Consider the following 21,254-nt stretch of genomic DNA (forward strand, 5'->3'; position numbering starts at 1 on the left):
TCGCGCAGCCGGTACGAACTCTTACCGTCCGGATGCCCGCCCTCCGGCTCAGAGGGCGGGCATCTCGGACGATCAGCCGAGCAGTTCGGCCTTCAACGTGATGGTGGTACCGGTGAGCGCCTTGCTCACCGGGCAGTTGGCCTTGGCCGTCTCCGCGGCGGTCTGGAACTGCTCCGCCGTGATGCCGGGCACATGGGCCTTGACCGACAGGACGATCCCCGTGATGCCCTCGCCGGGCTGGAACGTCACGTCCGCGCTGGTCTCCACGGACTGCGGCGGCGTGCCGGCCCCGGCCAGCCCGTGCGACAGCGCCATCGAGAAGCACGTCGAGTGCGCCGCGGCGATGAGCTCCTCGGGCGAGGTCTTGCCGTTGGCCTGCTCCGACCTGGAAGGCCAGGAGACGTCGAACGTACCGATCCCCGACGAGTCGAGCGAGACCGTGCCGGAACCGTCGAGCAGCGCGCCCTTCCACTGGGTCGTCGCCGTGCGAACCGTTGCCATGTGTGTTCTCCCTTCGTTCGGAACCGAGCCTAGGGGGCCCGCGGAGTCACGCCGTCGCCGCCCGGGCGATGAGCGTGTCGAGGTCGAGCCCCGAGGGCAGGGTGCCGAACGCGCGGCCCCCCTCGCCGGTCAGCCGGGAGGCGCAGAAGGCGTCCGCGACCGCCGCGGGCGCCAGCCGTACGAGCAGGGAGCCCTGCAGGACCAGGGCCATGTCCTCGGCCACCCGCCGGGCGCGGCCCTCCAGGTCGTCGAGGTCGCTCAGCGACTTGCGCAGCCGGTCGGCGGCGTCGTCGAGCCGCCGGTCGGCGCCGGCCGCCTGGGCGACCTCGGCGAAGAACGCCTCCAGCGCGTCGGGCTCACGCGACAGCACGCGCAGCACGTCGAGCGCGGCGACGTTGCCCGAGCCCTCCCAGATGCCGTTGAGCGGCGACTCCCGGAACAGCCGCGGCATCTGCGACTCCTCGACGTAGCCGTTGCCGCCCAGGCACTCCAGCGCCTCCGCCGCGTGCATGGGCGCGCGTTTGCACACCCAGTACTTGCTCACCGCGAGGGCCGTACGGCGCAGCGCGGACTCGGCCCGGTCGCCGCGCAGCGCCTTGTCGGCGGCGCCCGCCAGGCGGAGCATCAGCGTGGTCGCCGCCTCGGACTCCAGGGCCAGGTCGGCCAGCACGTTGCGCATCAGCGGCTGGTCGGCGAGCCGTTTCCCGAAGGCGGCCCGGTGCTTCGTGTGGTGCAGCGCCTGGGTCAGCCCGGCGCGCATGCCCGCCGCCGAGCCGACCACGCAGTCGAGCCTGGTCATGTTCACCATCTCCAGGATGGTGCGCAGTCCCCTGCCCTCCTCGCCGACCAGCCAGGCGACGGCCCCGTCGTACTCCACCTCGGCGGAGGCGTTCGACCGGTTGCCCAGCTTGTCCTTCAGCCGGATCAGCCGCATCGCGTTGCGGGTGCCGTCGGGCAGCACCCGGGGGAGCAGGAAGCAGGACAACCCCTTGCCCGTCTTGGCCAGAACCAGGAACAGGTCGCACATCGGGGCGGAGTTAAACCATTTGTGGCCGGTCAGGGCGTAGGCGCCGGAGCCGAGCGGCTCGGCCGTCGTGGTGTTGGCGCGGACGTCGGAGCCGCCCTGCTTCTCGGTCATCGCCATGCCCGCCAGCAGTCCCCGCTTGCCCGCGGGGGCCCGCAGCCCGAAGTCGTAGCTGCGCGAGGCCAGCAGCGGCTCCCACTCGGCGGCGAGCGCAGGGGAGTGGCGCAGCGCCGCGATCGAGGCGTACGTCATCGAGATGGGGCACCCGTGACCGGCCTCGACCTGCGACCACACGTAGAACTTGGCCGCCCTGGCGACGTGCGCGCCCGGCCGGGCGGCGGTCCACGGCGAGGCGTGCAGGCCGTTCTCCACGGCCACCGTCATCAGCTCGTGCCAGGCGGGATGGAACTCCACCTCGTCGATCCGGTGGCCGTACCTGTCGTGGGTCCGCAGGACGGGCGGATTGTCGTTGGCCAGACGTCCCCACTCCTGAGCCTGCTCCGACCCGGCCAGCCTGCCGAGCCGATGGAGCTCGCCGATCGCCCAGTCGGCGCCCTCGCGGCGGACACCCGCCAGCAGCGGGGCGTCGGCGGACACGTCGTGGCCGGTCAGCGGGTGGGCCTGGTTGAAGACGTCGTGGGTCACGGTGGGGCCTCCTGGTACGGGTGCCTGCTGGACCCCTCCTTTATCTCATTTATGGTGTTACGCCGAGTTTCTTGGCCGCTTCGGTCGCGAGATCGCGCGCGTACTCGTCGTCGCTCTCCGCCAGCACCCGCCGCACTCCGGCCTCCGCCCGCGCGTCACCCCGATCCGCCAGCCCGCGTACGGCCTCCGCCACGGTCGTCAGGCTGGGATCGTCGAGCCGGGCCAGCAACGCCCCGGTGACCAGCTCGTCGTTCCGCTCCAGACCGGCCACCCCGAGGGTCGCCCAGTCGCGCACCTCCGCGTCCGGGTCCTCCGTCATGGCGATGAGCAGGGCGACGCCCTCCTCGTGGTCCGGCGGCAGGACGGCGGCCAGCGTGACCGGGTCGGCGGGGGTCGGGGTCCTGCCGGGGCGGCCGATGACGTCGAGCACCTCGGGCAGCGCGCTGCGGTCGCGCAGGCGGCCGAGGGCGGCGAGCACCGAGTCGAGCACCGCCTCCGTGCCCTCCGTGGTGGCCATCCGCCGCAGCTGCGGCACGGCACGCTCCCTGACGTCGTCAGGGGCGTCCTCCGCCTCCGCGAGGCGGCCCAGCACGTCGGCGCCGAACTCCCGCTCACGGGGGTCCTCAGCCGTGCACAGGCGGAGCGCGGCCTCCAGGGTCTCCTCGTCGGCCCGCGCGCCGAGCGCCTCGGCCACGACCCACCAGGTCTCATGGTCCTCGTCGGCGTCGCGGTGCGCGACCGCCCGCCTGACCATGTCCTCGGCCGCCACGTAGGTGTCCTCGGCGCTCTCCAGGAGGGTGGCGACCGCCGCGTGGCCGCGCTGAGCCTGGATCTCCGCGCCCGGCGAGCCGTCCTCGCCCAGCGCCGTCACGCTGACCAGCTCGGTCCCGTCGGCGGCGTAGGCCCGCGCCACCGCGTAGCGCGTGCCCTCGGGCATCTCGCCTTCGAACTGTTCGAGCAGCGCGCTCTCCAGGTGTACACCCAGCCAGTCCTCGGCGATGGACAGCGCCGTGTCGCCGTCCCCGTCGGGGAGCGAGGCGTCGGCCCCGTGGGCGAGCAGCGCGCGCACCACGCCGAGCGCCCCGCGCCTCGCGGCGAGCGTGAGGGCCGTGTCGCCCTGCTCCTTGGCGCCGTCGGGGTCGGCGCCCGCGGTCAGCAGCGCCTCGGCGCAGTCGCCATAACCGTTCGTCGCCGCCCAGAGCAGGGCGGTCCAGCCGCCGGTCTCCCGGGCGTCCGGCTCGGCGCCGGCCGCCAGCAGCAGGTCGATCACCTCGGGGTGGCCCCAGGCCGCCGCCGCGCACAGCGGGAGTCCTTCGTCGTCGCCGCCGTCGCTGAGCCGGTTGGCGTCGGCGCCGTGGTCGAGCAGCACCTTCACGATCTCCGCCCGCCCGCTCACCGCGGCCCGGTAGAGCGCGCTGGTCGTGCCCGCCTCCTGCGGGTCGGCGGCCGTGCCGTCCTTGAGCGCGCCGCGCACCCGCTCCACGTCGTTCCCGATCACCGCGTCCAGCAGTTCCTCGTACATAGGCCGAGCATAGTGCGGGTACCGGGCTGCTCACGGCCTCGTCGCGACCGCTCCGCGCCCCGGCCGCGGCGACCGCCTGCCGTACCTGCGCCGGGCGCCCGGCATTCTCGGCCCGCGTGGGACCGGCTCCTTAGACGTACGAGGTTCCTCCTTTCGGAGGACGGTGGACCCTGCCGGGGCCGTCTAGATTGGAAGGCGTGAACGAGCCGGGTGGAATGCGCGCGTCAGACGCCGAGCGGGACGCCGTCGTCGAGAGGCTGAAGACCGCCTCCGTCGAGGGCCGTCTGACCCTGGGCGAGCTGACCGAACGCACCGAGGCCGCCTATCTGGCGACCACCCACGCCGAGCTGGCCGTGATCACCTCCGACCTGCCCGCGAGCGGCTCGGCCCCGATGTCCGTCCCCGCACCGGCGCCCGCTCCCGCCCACGGCGCCCGGCGCTGGTTCGTCGCGGTGCTGGGCGACTCCAAGCGGCGCGGCAAGTGGCGCGTCGACCAGCAGCTCGGCGCGATCGCGGTGATGGGCGACGTGCTGCTCGACCTGCGCCAGGCCGAGGTCCGCACCAACGGGATCGACATCGTGGCGACCGCCGTGATGGGCGACGTGAAGATCATCGTTCCCGACGGCGTCGACGTCGACCTCGACGGCATCGCGATCATGGGCGACAAGAAGATCGAGGTCGCCGAGGCTCCCGCCGGGATGAACGTCCCGGTGATCCGGGTCAAGGCGTACGCCGTGATGGGCGATGTAAAGATCGTCGGTGACTCCTACGCCGGTCCCCTGCAACGCGGCTGGGCCGCCTGGCGCGACCAGTGGCACGAGCTCCGCCGCGACCTCCTCGGCCACCCGCTTCCGCCGAGCCACGGCCACCCGAACCCGCCCGGCCACGGCCACCGGCTCCCGCCGAGCCACGGCCACCCGAACCCGCCGCACCCGCCCGCCCCGCCGCACTGGTGACGGGAGGCGGACCTTCGCGATCCACCCCCCGCGTCCGCATCTCGTCGTAGCCGGCGCCGGTCAGCGCGCGTTGCCGTCCGGAGCCTTGCCGAGGCATCCGCGGATCTGGTCGGCCAGGACCTTGGTCATCTCGGCGGCCAGTCGTGTGGAGGTCGCGTCCCGCCCGGTGGTTCCGGCTATCAGCGTCTGCTGGATCCGCCGGTGGCCGGTGTGGCCGAAGGCGCTCGGCCGCGTGGTCAGCAGATGGGACAGCACCGACCGATCCCAGCCCGCGGGCGTGTGGTCCAGCAAGGCGTGGGCGGCGTGCCTGTTGAACCGGGTCGTGTGCAGCAGATCGTCGACGACCGTGTGGGCGTCGGCGGCCGTGCGGCCCAGCAGGCCGCCGAGACCCAGCGCTCCCGCCAGGTCGAACATGGGCACCTTCGAGAGGCCGATGATCTCGCTCGCCGGCCATCCGTCCGCGTACCGCTGCTTCTCGTGCACGATCACGTCACGGCCGACGATCTCCGCGAACCGCTCGGAGAACGGCGGCCGGCCGTTGTGCGCCCGCCAGAGCAACGCCTGGGCTTGGTATCCCGTGTAGCTGACGTCGCCGGCGGTGTGTTCCGCCCGGCCCTCGTCGGCGAGGGCCCGCAGAAAACCGTCGCCCGCGTAGGCGGGATTCCTGGGATCGGTGCCGCGGGCCAGCGCCGTGCTCAGCAAGGTCAGGGCCTGCCTCCCCTGCGTGGCGAGGTGGTTCACCGACGCGAGATCGCCGTTTTCGCGAGCCTCGACGAGCTGCGCCCCCAGCGAGCCGGGTAGTTCGGTGACGCCCTTGGCTCCCAGCCTGCCGAGAAACGCCTTGACGAAGTCCGCGTTTCCGGCATCTCGCGCGTACTTCTGGAGTTCGGCGAGGGCTCTGGCGTCGCCGCCCGCGGCCAGCAGAGCGGCGTCGGCGGCGAGCAGACCGCAGGCGGACTCCAGGCCGTCGGGCATCGCCACGAAGGACCCGGCGGCCGTGGAGAAGCCGAAGGTCGACCTCTGGTGTTCCATCTCGCGGAGCAGGGTCTGGCGGCGTCGCAGGTCACCGGCCTGCTTGCCGACCCGCTGGGCGAGTTCGCGGATGCGGAGCGCGGGAGAGGTGTCCAGCCCGGCGCGGTAGAGCTCGCCGTACAGGGCCTTCGCCAGTTGGTCGATCCGGCAGGCGGCATGGGTGTGTTTGCCGGTCATCGCATCGAAATCGGGCTGCTTTACTCCCGTGAAACCACGCCGGCTCATGATTTGTCCGGCAATGACGCCAGTTTCGCCTTCGCGCTGTGCACCGCCTTGGCGAGCATGTCGCGCAGTTCCCGCTGATCGGCGTGGACGTCGGCGCCGAACCGCGTACCCGCGGGGCCGACCCACGCGTCACCCGCTATCAGCCGGCAGGAGGGATCGAGCGCCCACCAGTGCTCGTCCGACAGTCGTTGAACCCGCTCCACCACTGCCCGCATCGCCTCGCGATCGAGGTCGGCCACAACGATCCCCTCGTATGGCTCGCCGTACAACAACAGACCAGGAGGCGACATCCCCAATAAACATTTCTCGAAAACATCAATTTCAAACGCGGCGGAACGCTGCGAAATAACGTCCGATATCCATTTCAGATGTGGCTGGTGGCTGAAAAGGATGCCTGTCTGGAATATCAGGCTTCACAGTGAATGGGCGCGGGCGGTCGCGTTCCCGGAGACGATCGAAGGGATCGTGCCCGCCCGCGCCCTGCCGGGATCAGGCCACGTCGGTCAGGATCGTCTGGATCGGGCGGGCGGCGACTTCGTCACCGGGGCGGGAGAGATACACGTTCACGTGATACTCGCCCGCGGACTCCTTGCCGAGCGGGTCAAGGCCCTGTTCGGCCAGCGCCCGCATGGCGTAGTCGCGTTCCTCGGGGCCGGCGAAGCGGCGCTGCGGGAAGGTGTGCTCCTCCAGCTGCTCGGTCACCAGCCCGTGCCGGGCCAGGGACTCGGCCACGGGTTCGTAGCTGACGGTCCGCAGGCACAGGGCGGCGAACCACGGCCGCCGTTCGGGGGATGTGCAGTCGAGCAGGCGGTCGATCGACTGGTCGGTGATGTACCCGATGCCGCCGGTGACCGTGATCAGATCGGCCTCGCCGACGGCGTCGGCCAACTCCGATGAGGGTTTGTCCCGTTCCATGTCCTCCACGGCCCCGCCGTCCAGCAGGCCGACCTCCAGGGCGTACTCGATGGCGGAGGCGGCGGTGTCCACCCCGATGACGCGTGGCGCGTCGGCGCGGCGGCGGTCCGCGTAGAAGGCGCGGTCCGCGTCGGTCAGTTCGTCGGTCGCCAGGCCGGCGATCTGGTCGGAACCGTAGCGGTCGTAGAGGTTCTCAAGCGTGAGGTCGTGCTTCAGCAGCGCGGCGTTCACGCCGTAGGAGCAACACAGGTCCACGATGGTGGGCCGGTCGACGTCGAGGGCGTCGAGCACCTTGCGGAACACGCGCTGACCGTGATGGGGAGCGGCGTAGTCGAGGGCCCCCAGGCCGTTGTAGTAGTCGCGAGGATCTGGGCGATCATAGATGGCGTTGAAGTCGGCTTTCTCAATCTTCACGTCAAGACTTTGATCGTGAACTCGCACGTCTGCCTTCCGTCGTACGGCGGGGCACGCCGGCCCCCTTGCAGGATGTGTCCTATTTCTCCCTCTAACGTTAACACTGCGCTGCAAGTGGCAATTTGACTAATTTGGGTGATTGAGTGGGACTGGCGAACCCACTATGATCGCGTACGCCCCCGAGTCGTCGACGATGCGCCACTGCTGAGAGGACGCCCAGGTCAGGCCGTCGCGGAACGCTCTTCCTGATGGACGGCCCGCGCATGGCGGTCCAGGATCACGGTGGCGAGTTCCGGCGCGGGGCCGAGGACCTCGGCGACCACGGACGCGCCGGCGGCCAGGGTGTCCCGGCGGATCTTGTCGGCGAAGTGACCGGGAGCCAGCAGGTAAGGGGCGACGACGATGCGCGGGGCGCCCGCGCGGGCCAGCCGCCGGACCTCCGCAGCCGGCGTCGGGGACGCGGCCGACGCGTAGGCGGCGGTCACCGACCACCACCGGCGGTCGCGGGCCCACTGCCTGGCCACCCCGGCGACGACCGCGTTGGCCCGGCGGTCGCTGGAGCCGGCGGAGACCAGGACGACGGCGGTGTCCGGATCGCCGACGGTGACGCCCGCCTCGGTCAGGCGCCGCTCCATGGCGGTGGTCAGCAGCGGGTCCGGGCCCAGGGTGGTGCCGCGGTGCAGGAGCTGTCTGGGGGCGCGGGCGGCGGCCTCGCGGAGCACGCCCGGGATGTCGACCCGGCTGTGGTACGCCTCGGTGAGCAGCAGCGGCAGGACCACGGCCTCGGGAAGGCCGCGCAGGGCCCCGGTGAGGGTGGGCGGGGCGTGGTCGAGGAAGGCCGTCCGCACGTCGAGGTCCGGGCGAGCCTGCCGTACGAGGTCGAGGAGCGCCTCGACCGTCGCGGCGGCCCGCGGGTCGCGGGACCCGTGTGCCACCGCGATCAGCGGGACGTCTGCTGCGTGCATGTGACCTCGATCTGGTTCTGGCGTGTGGTGGCCGACCCGGGTGTCACACGGGTCGGGTCCGGACGTCGGTGGGTGAGCCGCGCGCGACCCGGGGATGGCTGGGTCGCGCGTGGCTGGGGGACGTTCGCGGGCGGCGTCAGACGTGGATGCCGCACTCCGTCTTGCCCATGCCGGACCAGCGGCCGCTGCGGGGGTCCTCGCCGTCCATGACCTGGCGGGTGCAGGGGGCGCAGCCGATGGAGGGGTAGTTGTCGTAGTGCAGGGGGTTGATGAGGACGCCGTTGTCGGCGATGTAGTTGTCGACGTCCTCCTGGGTCCAGCGGGCGATGGGGTTGACCTTGACCATCTGGCGCTTGGTGTCCCACTCGACGACCTTGATGTTCGCGCGGGTGGTCGCCTCGTCCCTGCGGATGCCCGACACCCAGGCGATGTAGGGCTCCAGCGCGCGGTTCAGCGGCTCGACCTTGCGCAGGTAGCAGCACAGGTCGGGGTTGCGGCCGAAGAGCCGGGGACCGAGGTCACGGTCCTGCTCGGCCACGGTCCGCGACGACTCCACGTTGATCAGGTTGACGTCGTACACCTGCTGTACGGCGTCGCGGGTGCCGATCGTCTCGGCGAAGTGGTAGCCGGTGTCGATGAACAGCACGTCGACACCGGGCTTGACCCTGCTGACCAGGTCGATCAGCAGGGCGTCGCTCATCGAGGAGGTCAGGCACAGCCGGTTGCCGAAGGTCGCCGCCGCCCACCGGATGATCTCCCTGGCGGAGGCGTCCTCCAGGAACTCGGCGGCGGACTCGACGATTTCCTGCAGGTCCAGGGCACTACGCCGCTGCTGTTGTGCCTCGATCTCTATGTCCACCAATGTCATGACGAACGCACCCCAATTCCGAGAAACTTCAGCTTGAACGCGCGGACGCAGGAGCGGCAGTACCAGCCACCGTCACCCTCGTACGGCTCCAGGTCCTCTTCGCCGCAGTAGGGGCAGTGGAAGGGCACCGCCCTGGCCGTGGTCACTTGAGATCCGGTTCTTCGGCGCGCTGGACCCACTCGGCGAAGGTCTCGCCTTCCTTCTTCTGCGCCTGGAAGTTGCTCGCGACCCGCACGACGTAGTCGGGCAGCTCGGCGGCGGTGGTCTTCAGGCCGCGCACCTTACGGCCGAAGCCGGGGTTGACGCCGACGGAGCCGCCGAGGTGGATCTGGTAGCCCTCGACCTGGTTGCCCTCGCCGTCGATCACGAGCTGGCCCTTCAGGCCGATGTCGGCGACCTGGATGCGGGCGCAGGAGTTGGGGCAGCCGTTGACGTTGATGGTCAGCGGGTCGGTGAAGTCGGGCAGCCGCTGCTCCAGCTCGTCGATCAGCCTGGAGGCGGCGTCCTTGGTCTCGACGATGGCCAGCTTGCAGTACTCGATGCCGGTGCAGGCCATCGTCTGGCGGCGGAAGGTGGAGGGGTTGACCTGGAGGTCGTGCGCCTCCAGGTCGGCCACGATCGCGTCGACCCGCTCGGGGGCGATGTCCAGGATGACCATCTTCTGCTCGACCGTGGTGTGCACCCGGCCGGAACCGTGCCGCTCGGCGATGTCGGCGATCCGGTGCAGCTGGTCGCCGCTCAGCCGGCCGACCTTGGGCGCGAAGCCGACGTAGAAGTTGCCGTCCTTCTGCGGGTAGACGCCGACGTGGTCGCGCCGGCCGCCGCGCGGCAGCTCGGGGGAGGGGCCGTCGGCCAGCGTGTAGCCGAGGTACTCCTTCTCCAGGACGTCGCGGAACTTCTCCGGGCCCCAGTCGTTGACGAGGAACTTGATCCGGGCGCGGTGCCGGAGCCGCCGGTACCCGTAATCACGAAATATCCCGCAAACTCCGGCCCAGACCTCGTGCACCTGCTCCGGCTGGACGAACGTGCCCAGCCGCTTGGCGAGCATCGGGTTGGTGGACAGCCCGCCGCCCACCCAGAGATCGAACCCCTTGGTGCCGTCGGCCAGCTCCACGCCCACGAAGGCGATGTCGTTGATCTCGTGGACCGTGCAGTGCGCCGGGCAGCCGCTGATCGCCGTCTTGAACTTGCGCGGCAGGTTGGAGAAGGCCGGGTCGCCGATGTAGCGGTCGAGGACCTCCTCGATCTGCGGCGTGCCGTCGACCACCTCGTCCTTGTCGATCCCGGCGAGCGGACAGCCGAGGATCACCCGGGGCGTGTCGCCGCAGGCCTCCATGGTGGACAGGCCCACGGCCTCCAGCCGCTTCCAGATGTCGGGGACCGACTCGACCTCGATCCAGTGCAACTGGATGTTCTGCCGGTCGGTGACGTCGGCGGTGCCCCTGCCGTAGTCGTTGGAGATGTCGGCGATGGCCCGGAGCTGCGCCAGGCTGAGCCGGCCGCCGTCGATCCGCACCCGGAGCATGAAGTAGCGGTCGTCGAGCTCCTCCGGCTCCAGGATGGCGGTCTTGCCGCCGTCGATGCCGGGCTTGCGCTGGGTGTAGAGCCCGAACCAGCGGAACCGGCCGCGCAGGTCGGCGGGGTCGATGGAGTCGAACCCCTGCTTGGAGTAGATGTCGATGATCCGCTGGCGGACGTTGAGCCCGTCGTCGTTCTTCTTGTTCTCTTCGTTCTTGTTGAGCGGTTCGCGATAGCCGAGGGCCCACTGGCCTTCGCCACGCGGGCGCTTGTGGTGGCGATTCGCCGGCTTGGCCGGGGTGGTCATAGCGCGTCCTTTGCGTCAGCTGAGTGCGGGTAGCACGTGGGGCGCGGACGCGCGGGTCACAGGATCGTCTCCCGCCTCATCGTCGAGTGCGGGGCCATCTCACAGAAGAGACGCCTGTTGAACCACGCGCCCAAAGAGAGAACAGGGCGATGGTCAGCGGGCGTCGATACAGATCGCGCTGCGGACGCGCAGGAAGTCGACGTGGCGTCGCACGACGAGAAGCGGATCCGCTGGCATGTCCAAACCATACCTCGTGCGTCCGCGATGTCCAATGTCGGGTCCACAGTGTGGGACGGGTCACCCCTGCCTGAGCCAGTCGAGGGGCGTCTCGGAGGGCTGTTCGCCCTGCTGGTGCTGGCAGTCGCACCAGGAACCGCCGCGGCATTCCTCGTGCAGTCTCTCCTTGCACTTCTCACAGATCACGTCTCCATTATTTCCTCCAGAACAACGCTCGGTTACGCTGAGGCCCATGGCCGTCTCGATGCCCGCCCTCATCGCCGACCTGCGCGCCGAGACGGCCGAGCTGGAGACCGTGCTCTCCGCCCTGCGCGCCGGCGACTGGGAGCGGCCGACACCCGCCGAGGGATGGTCGGTCCGCGACCAGATCGGCCACCTGGCCTGGTTCGACGACGCCGCGACCACCGCCGCGACCGACCCCGACGGGTTCCGGGCCGTGCTGCCCGCCCTGCTGTCCCGCGGCGACGCGGCGGTCGACGAGATCGCCGTGGCCGCGCGCAGCCTGACGGCCGGGCAGGTCCACGCGTGGTTCCGTACGGCCCGCGCGCGCAGCCTGACCGCCTTCGAGGGGCTCGACGCCAGGACCCGGCTCCCGTGGTACGGCCCGGACATGTCGGCCGCCTCCTTCGTCACGGCCCGGCTGATGGAGACCTGGGCGCACGGCCAGGACGTCGCCGACGCCGTCGGCGTGCGCCGCGCCCCCACGGTCCGCCTGCGCCACATCGCGACGCTCGGCGTGCGCGCCCTGCCGTACGGCTTCGCGATGCGGGCGATGGACGTGCCGGCGGAGCCCGTGCGGGTGGAGTTGACGCTGCCCGACGGCTCGCCGTGGACGGCGGGGCCACCGGGGGCGCCCGACACGGTGCGCGGGCCGGTGCTCGACTTCTGTCTGGTGGTCACGCAGCGAAGGCACCTCGCCGACACCGCGCTGGCCGTCACGGGGCCCGCCGCGCACGCCTGGATGGCGGTGGCGCAGGCGTACGCAGGGCCGCCGGGCAACGGGCGTTCCCCCTCCGCCCCCATCTGAGGGCGGGGAAGGGCAGACTTGAGGTGTGCGCACACTACTGAACGTGATCTGGCTGGTCTTCGCCGGAGTCTGGCTGGCACTGGGCTATCTGGTGGCCGGAGTCATCTGCTGCATTCTGATCATCACCATCCCGTTCGGCATCGCCTCGTTCAGGATCGCGGCCTACGCCCTCTGGCCGTTCGGCAGGACCGTGGAGCGCGATCCCGGGGCGGGCTGCCTGACCACGGTGGGAAACGTGATCTGGGTGGTGGTGGCGGGGATCTGGCTGGCGATCGGGCACGTGATCACCTCGATCCCGCTGTTCATCTCGATCATCGGCATCCCGCTCGGACTGGCCAACCTCAAGATGATCCCGATCTCCCTGCTGCCGCTCGGCGCCCGGATCGTGGACGTCGACGACACCGGCCACCTGGGCCGTTGACCGTTAGCCGGGTCGCCCGCCGGGTAGGGGACCCGAGATCCGATCGTTGCGGGTGGGGCGTCCAGCCGAGCCCGTCCTGCGAATACCGTTGGGTGCCATGACCTCCACCGATGCGCCGCCGCGGCGCGGGCGCTTGAAGAAGCGCCCGCTCCTGTCGAGCTTCGCGCCGGTCGTCAGACGGGCCGCCGTCCGGGCGCGGGCCCTGCTCCGGCGGGTGCGCGGCACCCATGCCTGGGCCGTGGTGCGGGCCACCACGCTGGCCGGTGTGGCCTACCGGGTCACCGGCCTGGCGGGGGAGGCGGCGTTCTTCGCCCTGTTGTCGCTGCCGCCGTTCGTGCTCGGGCTGATCGGCATCCTGGCGCATCTCAGCACCTTCCTCGGCCCGGCGACGGTCGTCGAGGTCCGCAGCTGGGTCGACGAGCAGGCTCACCTGTTGTTCACCGACAACGCAGTCGAAAGCGTGGTCAATCCGCTCATCGACGACGTCCTGCGCGGCGGGCAGGTGCCGCTCATCTCGCTGGGCTTCCTGCTGTCCCTCTGGTCGGGGTCGCGCGCCCTGTTCGTCTACGTGGACCTGATCTCCGTCGCCTACGGCCTCGGCGAGGAGCGCGGCATCATCCGCACGCGCATCATGTCCTTCGGGCTCTACCTGGTGGCCCTGCTGATCGCGCTGATCGTGATGCCCATCCTGGTGATCGGCCCCACCCTGCTGTCGGACGCGCTGCCCGCGCCGTACGGGCTCGTGGTCGACATGCTCTACTGGCCGGTGATGGTCATCGGCACGGTGCTCTTCCTCACCGCGCTCTACCACGTGAGCGTCCCGGTGCGCACCCGGTGGTGGCGGGAGTTGCCCGGGGCGGTGCTCGCCCTGGTCATCTGGATCCTGTGCGCCGCGGTCCTGCGCGCCGTGCTGGCCGCCTGGTTCACCCCGCTCTCCGTGTACGGCTCGCTGGCCGCGCCCATCGCGGTGCTGCTCTGGCTCTACATCACCGCGCTCGCCGTGCTGATCGGCGCCACCCTCAACGCCGAGGTCGACCGCCTGTGGCCGGTGGACGGGCCGAGCGGGAAGAGCCGCAGGCAGGCTCTGGAGCAAGGGTAGGAGGGGGGCGGTCCGCGTCCGCTATCGTCTGATGAGTCGCGACTGGCGCATCAAGGTGGGGCCTACCACCGGGGAGCGGAAGGGCGGAGGCCGGGCGCCTGGGTCTTCGCGAGACGTCCAACTCAAGGAGGAGCGATGAGTCTCGCCCACGTGGATCCGGAGATCGCCGAGCTCATCAAGGCGGAGGAGCGGCGTCAGGCCGACACCGTCAAGTTGATCCCGTCGGAGAACTACGTCTCCAGGGCCGTCCTGGAGGCGACGGGCACCGTCCTGACGAACAAGTACTCAGAGGGCTACGCAGGCAAGCGTTACTACGAGGGCCAGCAGGTCATCGACCAGATCGAGAGCATCGCGATCGACCGGGCGAAGTCGCTGTTCGGCGTGAACCACGCCAACGTGCAGCCGTACTCGGGCTCGCCCGCCAACCTCGCGATCTACCTCGCCTTCCTGCAGCCGGGCGACACGGTCATGGGGATGGGCCTGCCGTTCGGCGGCCACCTGACGCACGGCTGGTCGGTCTCGGCCACCGGCAAGTGGTTCACCCCGGTCCGGTACGGCGTGCGCGAGGACACCGGCCGCATCGACATGGACGAGGTGCGCGCCCTCGCCCTGGAGCACCGGCCCAAGCTGATCTTCTGCGGCGGCACCGCGATCCCGCGCGAGATCGACTTCCCGGCCTTCGCCTCGATCGCCAGGGAGGTCGGCGCGGTGCTCGCGGCCGACATCGCGCACATCGCGGGCCTGATCGCGGGCGGCGCCCACCCGTCGCCCGTGGGGCACGCCGACGTCATCTCCACCACCACGCACAAGACGCTGCGGGGCCCCCGCGGCGCCATGCTGATGGCCACCTCCGACGAGCACGCCACCGCGCTCAACAAGGCGGTCTTCCCCGGCCTCCAGGGCGGCCCGCACAACCACACCACCGCGGCCATCGCGGTGGCGCTCAAGGAGGCCTCCACACCTGAGTTCTCGGTCTACGCCCACCAGGTGGTCGCCAACTCCCGGGCGCTGGCCGAGGAGCTGCTGGCCCGCGGGTTCGACCTGGTCTCCGGCGGCACCGACAACCATCTGATCCTGATCGACCTGACCTCCAAGGGCGTCGCCGGCAAGCCCGCCGCCAAGGCCCTTGACCGTGCCGGTCTGGAGACGAACTACAACACGGTCCCGTTCGACCCGCGCAAGCCGTTCGACCCCTCGGGCATCCGCATCGGCACCCCGTCGGTGACCTCGCGCGGCATGGGCGAGGCCGAGATGCGGCAGATCGGCGCCTGGATGGACGAGGTCGTCACCGCCGTGGCGAAGGACGACGCGGAAGACGTCATCGCCCGCGTGCACGGCGAGCTCAGCGAGCTGACCGCCAGGTTCCCCGCCCCGGGCCTGGCCTGACGAAGGACGGCGCCCGAGGTTTCCCGCCCCGGGCCCGGCCTGACGAAACGACGGCGCCCGCCGCGCGAAGGAAGTCCTTCGCGTGGCGGGCGCCGTCGTCTGCCGGCGGGTCACCAGCCGCCGTGGGCGCCCCGGAGCTGGCCGCGCACCGCGCCGCCGGGGAACTCTCCGGTGTGCAGGTTGCTGTACCAGTTCTTCGGGTTGGCCTTGATCCCCTTGCCGATGGCACGCTTCACCGGCGCGACGCCGGCGACGCCGCTGATCGACTTGGGCAGGCCGTTCGCGTCGGCGAAGAAGTCGACCACGACAGGGCCGTTCTTGCCCTTCTTGCCCCGGTGGATGTGCCCGTTGGTGGGCGCTCCGATCCTGTCCCAGATGGTCGCGTAGTAGAGCTTGCCGCCGCTGACCCGGAAGAGCCACTCGGCCCGGCCGTCGCGGTCGCCGACCTTCTGCCCGGGAGCCGGCACCTCCTGCCTGCCGTTCGCGTCGGATTTGATCGACGCCTTCACCCCGGCGGCCAGCACCGAGGAGAGGTGCACGGGACGGATCCGGTGCAGCTGGGCGCGTACGGCGCCGCCGGGGAACTCGCCGGTGTGCAGGTTGGCGTACCAGTTCTTCGGGTTCTTCCTGATGCCGGCCAGCAGCCCGGAGTCGCCGACCTTGACGGTGCCGGTCACGGCGCGGAGCCCGCCCGGCAGGGCCTCACCGAAGAAGCCGATCTTGACGTCGCCGTTCCTGCCCGCCTTGCCCTGGTGGATGTGGAACGCGGTGGGGGCGGCGACGCCGTCCCACCTGATGGCGTAGGACATCTTGTTCCCGTGGATGCGGAACACGCCGACGGCCTCGCCGTTCCGGTCGCCGACCGCCGGGCCGCCATCGGTCGGGACCTCGTTCTCGCCGAGGAGCGTCGCGGCGAAGTAGACGTCGGCGGCTGTCGTCGTGTCGGCGTGGGCGGTGGCCGGGCCCAGGGAGGCCGCGATCAGACCGGCGGCGACGGCCACGCCGGGGACGGTGAGGATGCGCTTGGACATGATCAAACCTCTCGGTGACTGGCTGGGTGGTGCGTTGCCATCACGTTGTACGAAGCGCCGTGCGTGCCAGGTTCAACCCCTGAATACGTAAAAATGCATACTCGTTTATGGCCGTGAAAAAGCCCTTCCGGCGAACGGAAGGGCTAATGTTCAAAGTTTCAGAGATCGATGGTCAGCAGAGTCGAGCCGGTCGTCGTCGTCACTTCGAAGCGGTCGATCTCGCCCGGCCGGAGCGCACTCCCACCGTGCACGTAAAGGGCGCCGGGGGAGCCGGTGGTCCCGTATCCCTCGTCGGGCACCGCCCATCCGGTGACGACCCGCCTGTCTCCGGACCGCGACACGGCGATCAGCTCGCACTCAAGGGGGCCCCTGATCCCCTTGAGTTCGAGCGCGGCATGGGTGCCCCAGGCCTTGGCCTCCAGCACGACGCCGCCGCTGACCCCTGGAGCGCCCTGTCCGGCGATCGGCTCGCCCTGGAGGTAGAACTCCTCGGCGGGGCCGTGCGCGGAGTGCCCGGCGGGCGGGGCCGTGCCGCCACCGGCCATCGTGGCGCCCACCGCGACGCCGCCCGCCGCCAAGGCGGCCGCGGCGGCGATCCCGATCACGAAGGTCCCTCTCCGCGCCCTCCGGTCGGCCGCCTTCCGCCGGCGCAGCAGATCCAGCAAGGCGGCCGGCGGCTCCGGTGGTTCCGGTGGTTCCGGCGGTCTGCCCCGGTCGTCGTCGAGGGGCTCGACGCCGGCGAACACGCTCGCCATCCCGGACAGTTCGGCCAGCTCCGCCGTACAGGAGGGGCAGCCGGGCAGGTGCGCGGCGAAGGCGCGGCGGTCGGGCTCCTCCAGCAGTCCCAGGGCGTAGGCGGCGACGTCGGTGTGCTCGATCGCGGGGTTCACGCCGTCACCCCTCTCTCCTCCATGGCCAGGCGCGCGGCGCGGATGGCGTAGTAGACGCGGGACTTCACCGTGCCCACGGGGATGCCGAGCGCCGCGGCGGCCTCGTTCACCGAGCGGTCGCGCAGGATCGTCTCGTTCAGGATCTGGCGGTGGGCGGGGGACAGCGAACTGAGCGCGTCCGCGACCACCACCTGACGCAGGAGATGGTCCGTCTCGTCGGGCATCGGCACGCTCTCCAGCGGTTCCTCACCCGTTTCCAGGGGCCGCGCGTCCTTGCGACGACGGTCGTCGATCACGATACGCCGGGCGACGGTGGCCAGCCAGGGCATCAGGGAGGAAGCCTCGGAGTCGAGCCGTCCGGCGGTGCGCCAGGCCCGGAGCATCGTCTCCTGCACGACGTCCTCCGCCCACTGCCGGTCGCCCGACGTGAGACGCATGACGAACGAGAGCAGCGGCCGGTGGTACTCCCGGTACAGCTCCGCCACGACGCGCTCGTCGTCGGGCGCCTCGACCGGGCGCAGCCGGCGCAGCCAGCCGCGCTCCCCGTCGGCCCGGGTGGGGGTCTTCGCCATCGGGTCGGCTCCGGGGAGATCGGCGGGCGGTGAGCACGTGCCTTGTCGCAACTCCTGTCGCAACCCTTGTGGCAACCCTTGTCGCAACATCGCCTGACCCTTCGGTAAGTGCGAAAAGTCCGCTGTCATGCTGTACGGCGCGCACCGGGTGGATGGTTCACCGGCGACCGGAAATCGTTCCTGAGGGCGGTCCCCGCGTTCGACCGATACACGCCGCAGAAATGAAGATGAAGGGCTGCGAGCCGTGGTGCTAGAGTTGCCACGATGGGTCGCCGTGATCGAGGCGACCCCCGGCATCCGAGGAGGTGGGGTTCATGCGGGTCTTTCTGACGCGCCTGTCAGCCACCAGTCCCCGGGTGTCCGCATTTATGTAGGGATGCCCGGTTTTCGAAGGGTTTCCTGATCATGTCTTCGCCAGTTAGCACTGGTTCTTTCGATCTTTCCTTGCTCGGCTGGGACGAGTCGCTCGCCGCCGGGCTTCCAGAGCACACCACGCCTGCCAGGGTCGCCCGCGTCGACCGGGGCGCCGCCGAGGTCATCGCCGCGGACGGGCCCCACCACGTCCAGTACAACGCACGGGTACGGCGGGCCGCCGCCGAGGATCCCGTGGCGCTGCCCTGCGTGGGCGACTGGGCGGCGCTGCGGCTGCTGCCCGAAGGCCGCCTCGAACTGGACGGCGTGCTGCCCCGCCGTACCGCGTTCGTCCGTGGCGGTGTGAGCCGCGACTCGCGGGGCGGGCTGTCGGGCGACGGCCAGGGCCAGGTGCTCGCGGCCAATGTGGACGTCGTCTTCGTCGCCGAGCCGTCCATGCACTCCACCGATTTCGCCGACCTGGGGCGGATCGAGCGGCTCGTCGCGCTGGCCTGGGAGAGCGGCGGCACGCCCGTGGTGCTGGTCACCAAGGCCGACCTGTTCGACCAGGGGCTGAGCGAGCTCTTGGCCGACGTCGCCGCCGCCGTGCCCGGGGTGGACGTCCACGCCGTCGCCGCGGAGCGGGGCGACGGCGTGGCGGTCGCCCGCGGCTACCTGTCAGGGGCCAGGACCGCCGTCGTCCTCGGGCCGTCGGGAGCGGGCAAGTCGACGCTGGTCAACGCGATGGCCGGCGGCGAGCTCATGGAGACGCAGCAGGTCAGGGCGGGTGACGGCCGGGGAAGGCACACCACGGTGCACCGTGAGCTGATCGTGCTGCCCGGCGGCGGCCTGATCATCGACACGCCGGGCATCCGGCGCGTCGGGCTCTACGACATCAGCGACGGCGTCGACCTGGTCTTCTCCGACATCGAGGCGCTCGCGGAGCAGTGCCGCTTCGCCGACTGCGGGCACGGGGGAGAACCGGGGTGCGCGGTCATGGCCGCGGTGGAGACGGGCGACCTGCCGGAACGCCGGCTCGCGAGCTGGTACAAGCTCCAGCGCGAGGCGGCCTGGATGGCGTCCAGGGCGGACGCGCGGCTGCGTCAGGAGCAGACCCGCAAATGGAAGATCATCCACAAGGAGATGCGCCGTACCGGTCGTAATCGCACTTGACGATCTCTGCGCCGGGCCTGTCCCTTCCCGGGGGCGGGTCCGGCGGCGGGAAACGGGGGTAGGCCGGGGAGAGTGAGCGGTGCTCGTGTGACGTTGCCCTTCGCCGATCGGGAGGCGGCGGGGGAACTGCTCGCGGCCCGGGTGAAGGGGATCGTGGATCCGATCGTGCTGGCCCTGCCCCGTGGCGGGGTGCCGGTGGCGGCGCCGCTCGCGGCACGGCTGCGGGGCACGCTGGACGTGCTGGTCACCAGGAAGATCGGCTATCCGCCGCAGCCGGAGCTGGGAGTGGGGGCGATCGCCGAGGGCGGGGAACCGGTGTTCGACGACGACCTGCTGCTGCGGCTGGGACTCACCCGGGCCGATCTGGCGAGGGTCGTCGAGGCGGAACGGGCCGAGCTGCGCCGTCGCGTGGAGGTGTATCGGGGGAGCCGGCCGCTGCCGGAGCTGACCGGGCGGGACGTGGTCGTCGTGGACGACGGGCTGGCCACGGGGGTCACCGCCCGCGCGGCCCTGCGCACGGTGCGCCGTGCCGATCCGCTGAGGCTGGTGCTCGCCGTGCCGGTCGCGTCGGCGGAGACGGCGGCGGCGATGTCGGCCGAGGCCGACCAGGTCGTGGTGCTGGCCACGCCGCCGCGGTTCCACTCGGTGGGGCAGTGGTACGCCCGCTTCGGACAACTGTCCGATGATGACGTGCTCGGCATTCTCGGCACACCGGAATGAGCCCGGACGGGCCGGAATGACGTTGGACATGCACATCCCCCGGGCGGATCAGGCCCGGGGGAGCGTGGAAGCCGGGTGTGAAGGGGGGTCAGGCGGCGCTGATGCCGGCGCTGGCAGCACGGCGCATGCGACGGCGACGCTCGGAGGCGCGCTCGTCCTCGTTCAGTCCGCCCCAGGTGCCGTACTTCTCCGGCCGGGACAGCGCGTAGTCGAGGCATTCCGCCCTGACGGGGCACTGTGCGCAGATGGCCTTGGCCTTGCGCTCCCGGATGTCCCGCTCAGGCTGACGCTCACCGTCAGGGCCAAAGAAGAGTACGAGGTCCTCACCCCGGCACGCGGCATCATCCTGCCAGCCCCAGCTGGGCCGCGGGCGGGCGATCTGCCGACGTACCTGAGACATGAGACAACCACCTTTAGTGAGAGGTATTTCGTGTTTCTGCCGCATTGGACGCTTGTGGCGTCCCTGGTTGCAACGTGCGAAATAGCCGTGATGTTCCCACTCGTCAGGTCAGGGCGGGCGTGGCATAGCGGACAGGCGTTAGCCTGTCCAGCGACACCAGCCGGTAGGTCGCGATCGATTCGGCGCAAGCCGTACCGCATGGCGAAGGGAACGCCATGGGCTCGACCACAACCCGGAACCGGACGTCTCCGCAGCGCATGACCGCTTCGGTGACGTCACCGTCCGACCTTGAGGATTCCACGGCCACTCCGCCGACCGAGAGCTCATCCGTGTGTTGACGCACGAAATGCTCAGCGGCCTGCAGTGGCTCAGGGATACCCGCGCGTCCCCGGAAACGGTCAAGAACGATCTCACCGTGCCGGTACGCGTTAGCCGCCACGAGCGCGGCGGCCTGAGACATGCTGCCGTAGTAAAGCCCGTGTGGCAAGCACACCAGGTTGGCGGCGTAACGATCGCCGCCAACGTGTGATGTTTCCCACACCCTCCCCGGGTGATTTTCACCGAGAAGGCGTGCGAGAGGTAGTCCAATGCGGGCGCAGCACACATTGCGCCTGGCGTGCGTGCAGACCAGAAATACCGCCTCGCTCACCAGTATGCAGGACCTGGGGACCACTCCGTCCACCAGCGCTTCCAGGTCAAGATCGTCTGGATCAGCGAAAACGCCCTCTGCCAGCCACGGAGTCTCGGTGGCGGTGTAGGCCAGTAGCACACGGAGGTCCTGCCCCGCCGGGCGGGTGCGATTTCTGGGGCGATCACCGGGGCGGCGGATGAGTTGCGGCCGGATGCCCAGGGCGGTGGCTCTTTCGATCAGTGAAAGAGTCTTGCCGGGAAGGTCGCAGTCCGGTAGATAGGCGGCCCAGGGGCCCTCGTGCTCCACGAGCAGCCATGTCCTGGCTCCGACCGTGGCGCTGGCCAGCACGGGCACTTCGCCGGTGTGGCACCCGGCCGGATGCGTGCAGCCCTTCGGCGGCTTTCCCCCCGACAACCCGACCCCT

Annotated in this window: 22 protein-coding genes and 1 riboswitch; of the genes, 7 read left to right on the forward strand and 15 right to left on the reverse strand. The window is 70.7% G+C overall.

What is annotated here, in order from left to right:
* Window positions 1-72 precede the first annotated feature (72 nt).
* Genes MBA17_RS12100 through MBA17_RS12110 form a run of 3 tightly spaced genes read right to left on the reverse strand, consistent with a single transcriptional unit; the run spans window position 73 to window position 3,692 of the window.
* A complete protein-coding gene (locus MBA17_RS12100) occupies window positions 73-501 on the reverse strand; it encodes an OsmC family protein (protein WP_238496490.1) in 429 nt (142 codons plus the stop codon).
* Window positions 502-547: 46 nt separating this feature from the next.
* Entirely contained in the window at window positions 548-2,170 is a 1,623-nt protein-coding gene (locus MBA17_RS12105) for an isovaleryl-CoA dehydrogenase (protein WP_238496491.1), read from the reverse strand.
* Window positions 2,171-2,219: 49 nt separating this feature from the next.
* Window positions 2,220-3,692: an ankyrin repeat domain-containing protein gene (locus tag MBA17_RS12110; RefSeq protein ID WP_238496492.1), complete on the reverse strand. Its 1,473-nt coding sequence runs from the start codon at window positions 3,690-3,692 to the stop codon at window positions 2,220-2,222.
* Window positions 3,693-3,889: 197 nt separating this feature from the next.
* Here MBA17_RS12110 and MBA17_RS12115 point away from each other — a divergent pair, with 197 nt between their 5' ends.
* On the forward strand, window positions 3,890-4,648 hold the full coding sequence (locus tag MBA17_RS12115) for a DUF1707 SHOCT-like domain-containing protein (protein WP_238496493.1): 759 nt from the start codon (window positions 3,890-3,892) through the stop codon (window positions 4,646-4,648).
* A 60-nt stretch (window positions 4,649-4,708) separates the two neighbouring features.
* Here MBA17_RS12115 and MBA17_RS12120 read toward each other — a convergent pair whose 3' ends face one another.
* The 7 genes from MBA17_RS12120 to MBA17_RS49365 form a co-directional block, all read right to left on the reverse strand.
* Window positions 4,709-5,857 (reverse strand): hypothetical protein, encoded by a 1,149-nt coding sequence (locus MBA17_RS12120; protein ID WP_238496494.1) that lies wholly within the window; start codon window positions 5,855-5,857, stop codon window positions 4,709-4,711.
* A gap of 44 nt (window positions 5,858-5,901) precedes the next feature.
* The gene (locus MBA17_RS12125; RefSeq protein WP_238496495.1) at window positions 5,902-6,144 is read right to left on the reverse strand and encodes a hypothetical protein; all 243 of its coding nucleotides are present in this window, start codon (window positions 6,142-6,144) and stop codon (window positions 5,902-5,904) included.
* Window positions 6,145-6,394: 250 nt separating this feature from the next.
* The gene (locus MBA17_RS12130; RefSeq protein WP_238496496.1) at window positions 6,395-7,234 is read right to left on the reverse strand and encodes a hypothetical protein; all 840 of its coding nucleotides are present in this window, start codon (window positions 7,232-7,234) and stop codon (window positions 6,395-6,397) included.
* Window positions 7,235-7,455: 221 nt separating this feature from the next.
* Window positions 7,456-8,199: a sirohydrochlorin chelatase gene (locus MBA17_RS12135; protein WP_238496497.1), complete on the reverse strand. Its 744-nt coding sequence runs from the start codon at window positions 8,197-8,199 to the stop codon at window positions 7,456-7,458.
* A gap of 136 nt (window positions 8,200-8,335) precedes the next feature.
* On the reverse strand, window positions 8,336-9,067 hold the full coding sequence (locus tag MBA17_RS12140; RefSeq protein ID WP_238496498.1) for a phosphoadenylyl-sulfate reductase: 732 nt from the start codon (window positions 9,065-9,067) through the stop codon (window positions 8,336-8,338).
* Between the two features lie 142 nt (window positions 9,068-9,209).
* Complete coding sequence (locus MBA17_RS12150) at window positions 9,210-10,892, reverse strand: nitrite/sulfite reductase (protein ID WP_238496500.1); 1,683 nt, start codon at window positions 10,890-10,892, stop codon at window positions 9,210-9,212.
* A 297-nt stretch (window positions 10,893-11,189) separates the two neighbouring features.
* Complete coding sequence (locus tag MBA17_RS49365; RefSeq protein ID WP_274385281.1) at window positions 11,190-11,315, reverse strand: hypothetical protein; 126 nt, start codon at window positions 11,313-11,315, stop codon at window positions 11,190-11,192.
* 46 nt (window positions 11,316-11,361) lie between these two features.
* Here MBA17_RS49365 and MBA17_RS12155 point away from each other — a divergent pair, with 46 nt between their 5' ends.
* From MBA17_RS12155 to glyA, 4 genes are all read left to right on the forward strand, one after another.
* Window positions 11,362-12,156, forward strand: coding sequence for a TIGR03084 family metal-binding protein (locus MBA17_RS12155; RefSeq protein WP_238496501.1), 795 nt, complete (start codon window positions 11,362-11,364; stop codon window positions 12,154-12,156).
* Window positions 12,157-12,181: 25 nt separating this feature from the next.
* Entirely contained in the window at window positions 12,182-12,577 is a 396-nt protein-coding gene (locus MBA17_RS12160; RefSeq protein ID WP_238496502.1) for a YccF domain-containing protein, read from the forward strand.
* 97 nt (window positions 12,578-12,674) lie between these two features.
* Entirely contained in the window at window positions 12,675-13,676 is a 1,002-nt protein-coding gene (locus MBA17_RS12165) for a YihY/virulence factor BrkB family protein (RefSeq protein WP_238496503.1), read from the forward strand.
* 28 nt (window positions 13,677-13,704) lie between these two features.
* Window positions 13,705-13,787, forward strand: a riboswitch (ZMP/ZTP riboswitch).
* A gap of 24 nt (window positions 13,788-13,811) precedes the next feature.
* Window positions 13,812-15,062: a serine hydroxymethyltransferase gene (glyA, locus tag MBA17_RS12170; protein WP_238496504.1), complete on the forward strand. Its 1,251-nt coding sequence runs from the start codon at window positions 13,812-13,814 to the stop codon at window positions 15,060-15,062.
* A 110-nt stretch (window positions 15,063-15,172) separates the two neighbouring features.
* Here the strand turns inward: glyA and MBA17_RS12175 are convergent, their stop codons facing one another.
* The 3 genes from MBA17_RS12175 to MBA17_RS12185 all read right to left on the reverse strand — a co-directional run bounded on the left by MBA17_RS12175 (window position 15,173) and on the right by MBA17_RS12185 (window position 17,555).
* The gene (locus MBA17_RS12175; RefSeq protein ID WP_238496505.1) at window positions 15,173-16,093 is read right to left on the reverse strand and encodes a CHRD domain-containing protein; all 921 of its coding nucleotides are present in this window, start codon (window positions 16,091-16,093) and stop codon (window positions 15,173-15,175) included.
* 158 nt (window positions 16,094-16,251) lie between these two features.
* The gene (locus MBA17_RS12180; protein ID WP_238496506.1) at window positions 16,252-16,983 is read right to left on the reverse strand and encodes a zf-HC2 domain-containing protein; all 732 of its coding nucleotides are present in this window, start codon (window positions 16,981-16,983) and stop codon (window positions 16,252-16,254) included.
* The gene (locus MBA17_RS12185) at window positions 16,980-17,555 is read right to left on the reverse strand and encodes a sigma-70 family RNA polymerase sigma factor (RefSeq protein ID WP_274385282.1); all 576 of its coding nucleotides are present in this window, start codon (window positions 17,553-17,555) and stop codon (window positions 16,980-16,982) included. Before MBA17_RS12185 ends, MBA17_RS12180 begins: the two co-directional genes overlap by 4 nt.
* Before the next feature lie 444 nt (window positions 17,556-17,999).
* On the opposite strand from MBA17_RS12185, the gene rsgA reads away from it, so the two are divergent.
* Together rsgA and MBA17_RS12195 are read left to right on the forward strand one after the other, a co-directional pair.
* Window positions 18,000-19,079: a ribosome small subunit-dependent GTPase A gene (gene rsgA / locus MBA17_RS12190; protein ID WP_238496507.1), complete on the forward strand. Its 1,080-nt coding sequence runs from the start codon at window positions 18,000-18,002 to the stop codon at window positions 19,077-19,079.
* An 87-nt stretch (window positions 19,080-19,166) separates the two neighbouring features.
* A complete protein-coding gene (locus MBA17_RS12195) occupies window positions 19,167-19,799 on the forward strand; it encodes a phosphoribosyltransferase (protein ID WP_238496508.1) in 633 nt (210 codons plus the stop codon).
* Between the two features lie 88 nt (window positions 19,800-19,887).
* Here the strand turns inward: MBA17_RS12195 and MBA17_RS12200 are convergent, their stop codons facing one another.
* Together MBA17_RS12200 and MBA17_RS12205 are read right to left on the reverse strand one after the other, a co-directional pair.
* Window positions 19,888-20,199 (reverse strand): WhiB family transcriptional regulator, encoded by a 312-nt coding sequence (locus MBA17_RS12200; protein ID WP_093171423.1) that lies wholly within the window; start codon window positions 20,197-20,199, stop codon window positions 19,888-19,890.
* 103 nt (window positions 20,200-20,302) lie between these two features.
* The gene (locus MBA17_RS12205; protein WP_238496509.1) at window positions 20,303-21,178 is read right to left on the reverse strand and encodes a sucrase ferredoxin; all 876 of its coding nucleotides are present in this window, start codon (window positions 21,176-21,178) and stop codon (window positions 20,303-20,305) included.
* Window positions 21,179-21,254 lie beyond the last annotated feature (76 nt).

Source organism: Dolomitihabitans soli, from assembly GCF_022213955.1.
Taxonomy (GTDB): Bacteria; Actinomycetota; Actinomycetes; order Streptosporangiales; family Streptosporangiaceae; genus Streptosporangium_A; species Streptosporangium_A soli.

What these genes read in the sequence shown, in the direction of transcription:
- MBA17_RS12155 (WP_238496501.1), top strand. Translation starts at nt 11,362, where the DNA reads ATGGCCGTCTCGATGCCCGCCCTCATCGCCGACCTGCGCGCCGAGACG.
- MBA17_RS12110 (WP_238496492.1), bottom strand. Translation starts at nt 3,692, where the DNA reads ATGTACGAGGAACTGCTGGACGCGGTGATCGGGAACGACGTGGAGCGG.
- MBA17_RS12200 (WP_093171423.1), bottom strand. Translation starts at nt 20,199, where the DNA reads ATGTCTCAGGTACGTCGGCAGATCGCCCGCCCGCGGCCCAGCTGGGGC.
- MBA17_RS12135 (WP_238496497.1), bottom strand. Translation starts at nt 8,199, where the DNA reads ATGCACGCAGCAGACGTCCCGCTGATCGCGGTGGCACACGGGTCCCGC.
- MBA17_RS12175 (WP_238496505.1), bottom strand. Translation starts at nt 16,093, where the DNA reads ATGTCCAAGCGCATCCTCACCGTCCCCGGCGTGGCCGTCGCCGCCGGT.
- MBA17_RS12100 (WP_238496490.1), bottom strand. Translation starts at nt 501, where the DNA reads ATGGCAACGGTTCGCACGGCGACGACCCAGTGGAAGGGCGCGCTGCTC.
- MBA17_RS12165 (WP_238496503.1), top strand. Translation starts at nt 12,675, where the DNA reads ATGACCTCCACCGATGCGCCGCCGCGGCGCGGGCGCTTGAAGAAGCGC.
- glyA (WP_238496504.1), top strand. Translation starts at nt 13,812, where the DNA reads ATGAGTCTCGCCCACGTGGATCCGGAGATCGCCGAGCTCATCAAGGCG.
- MBA17_RS12185 (WP_274385282.1), bottom strand. Translation starts at nt 17,555, where the DNA reads ATGGCGAAGACCCCCACCCGGGCCGACGGGGAGCGCGGCTGGCTGCGC.
- MBA17_RS12150 (WP_238496500.1), bottom strand. Translation starts at nt 10,892, where the DNA reads ATGACCACCCCGGCCAAGCCGGCGAATCGCCACCACAAGCGCCCGCGT.
- MBA17_RS12140 (WP_238496498.1), bottom strand. Translation starts at nt 9,067, where the DNA reads ATGACATTGGTGGACATAGAGATCGAGGCACAACAGCAGCGGCGTAGT.
- MBA17_RS12120 (WP_238496494.1), bottom strand. Translation starts at nt 5,857, where the DNA reads ATGACCGGCAAACACACCCATGCCGCCTGCCGGATCGACCAACTGGCG.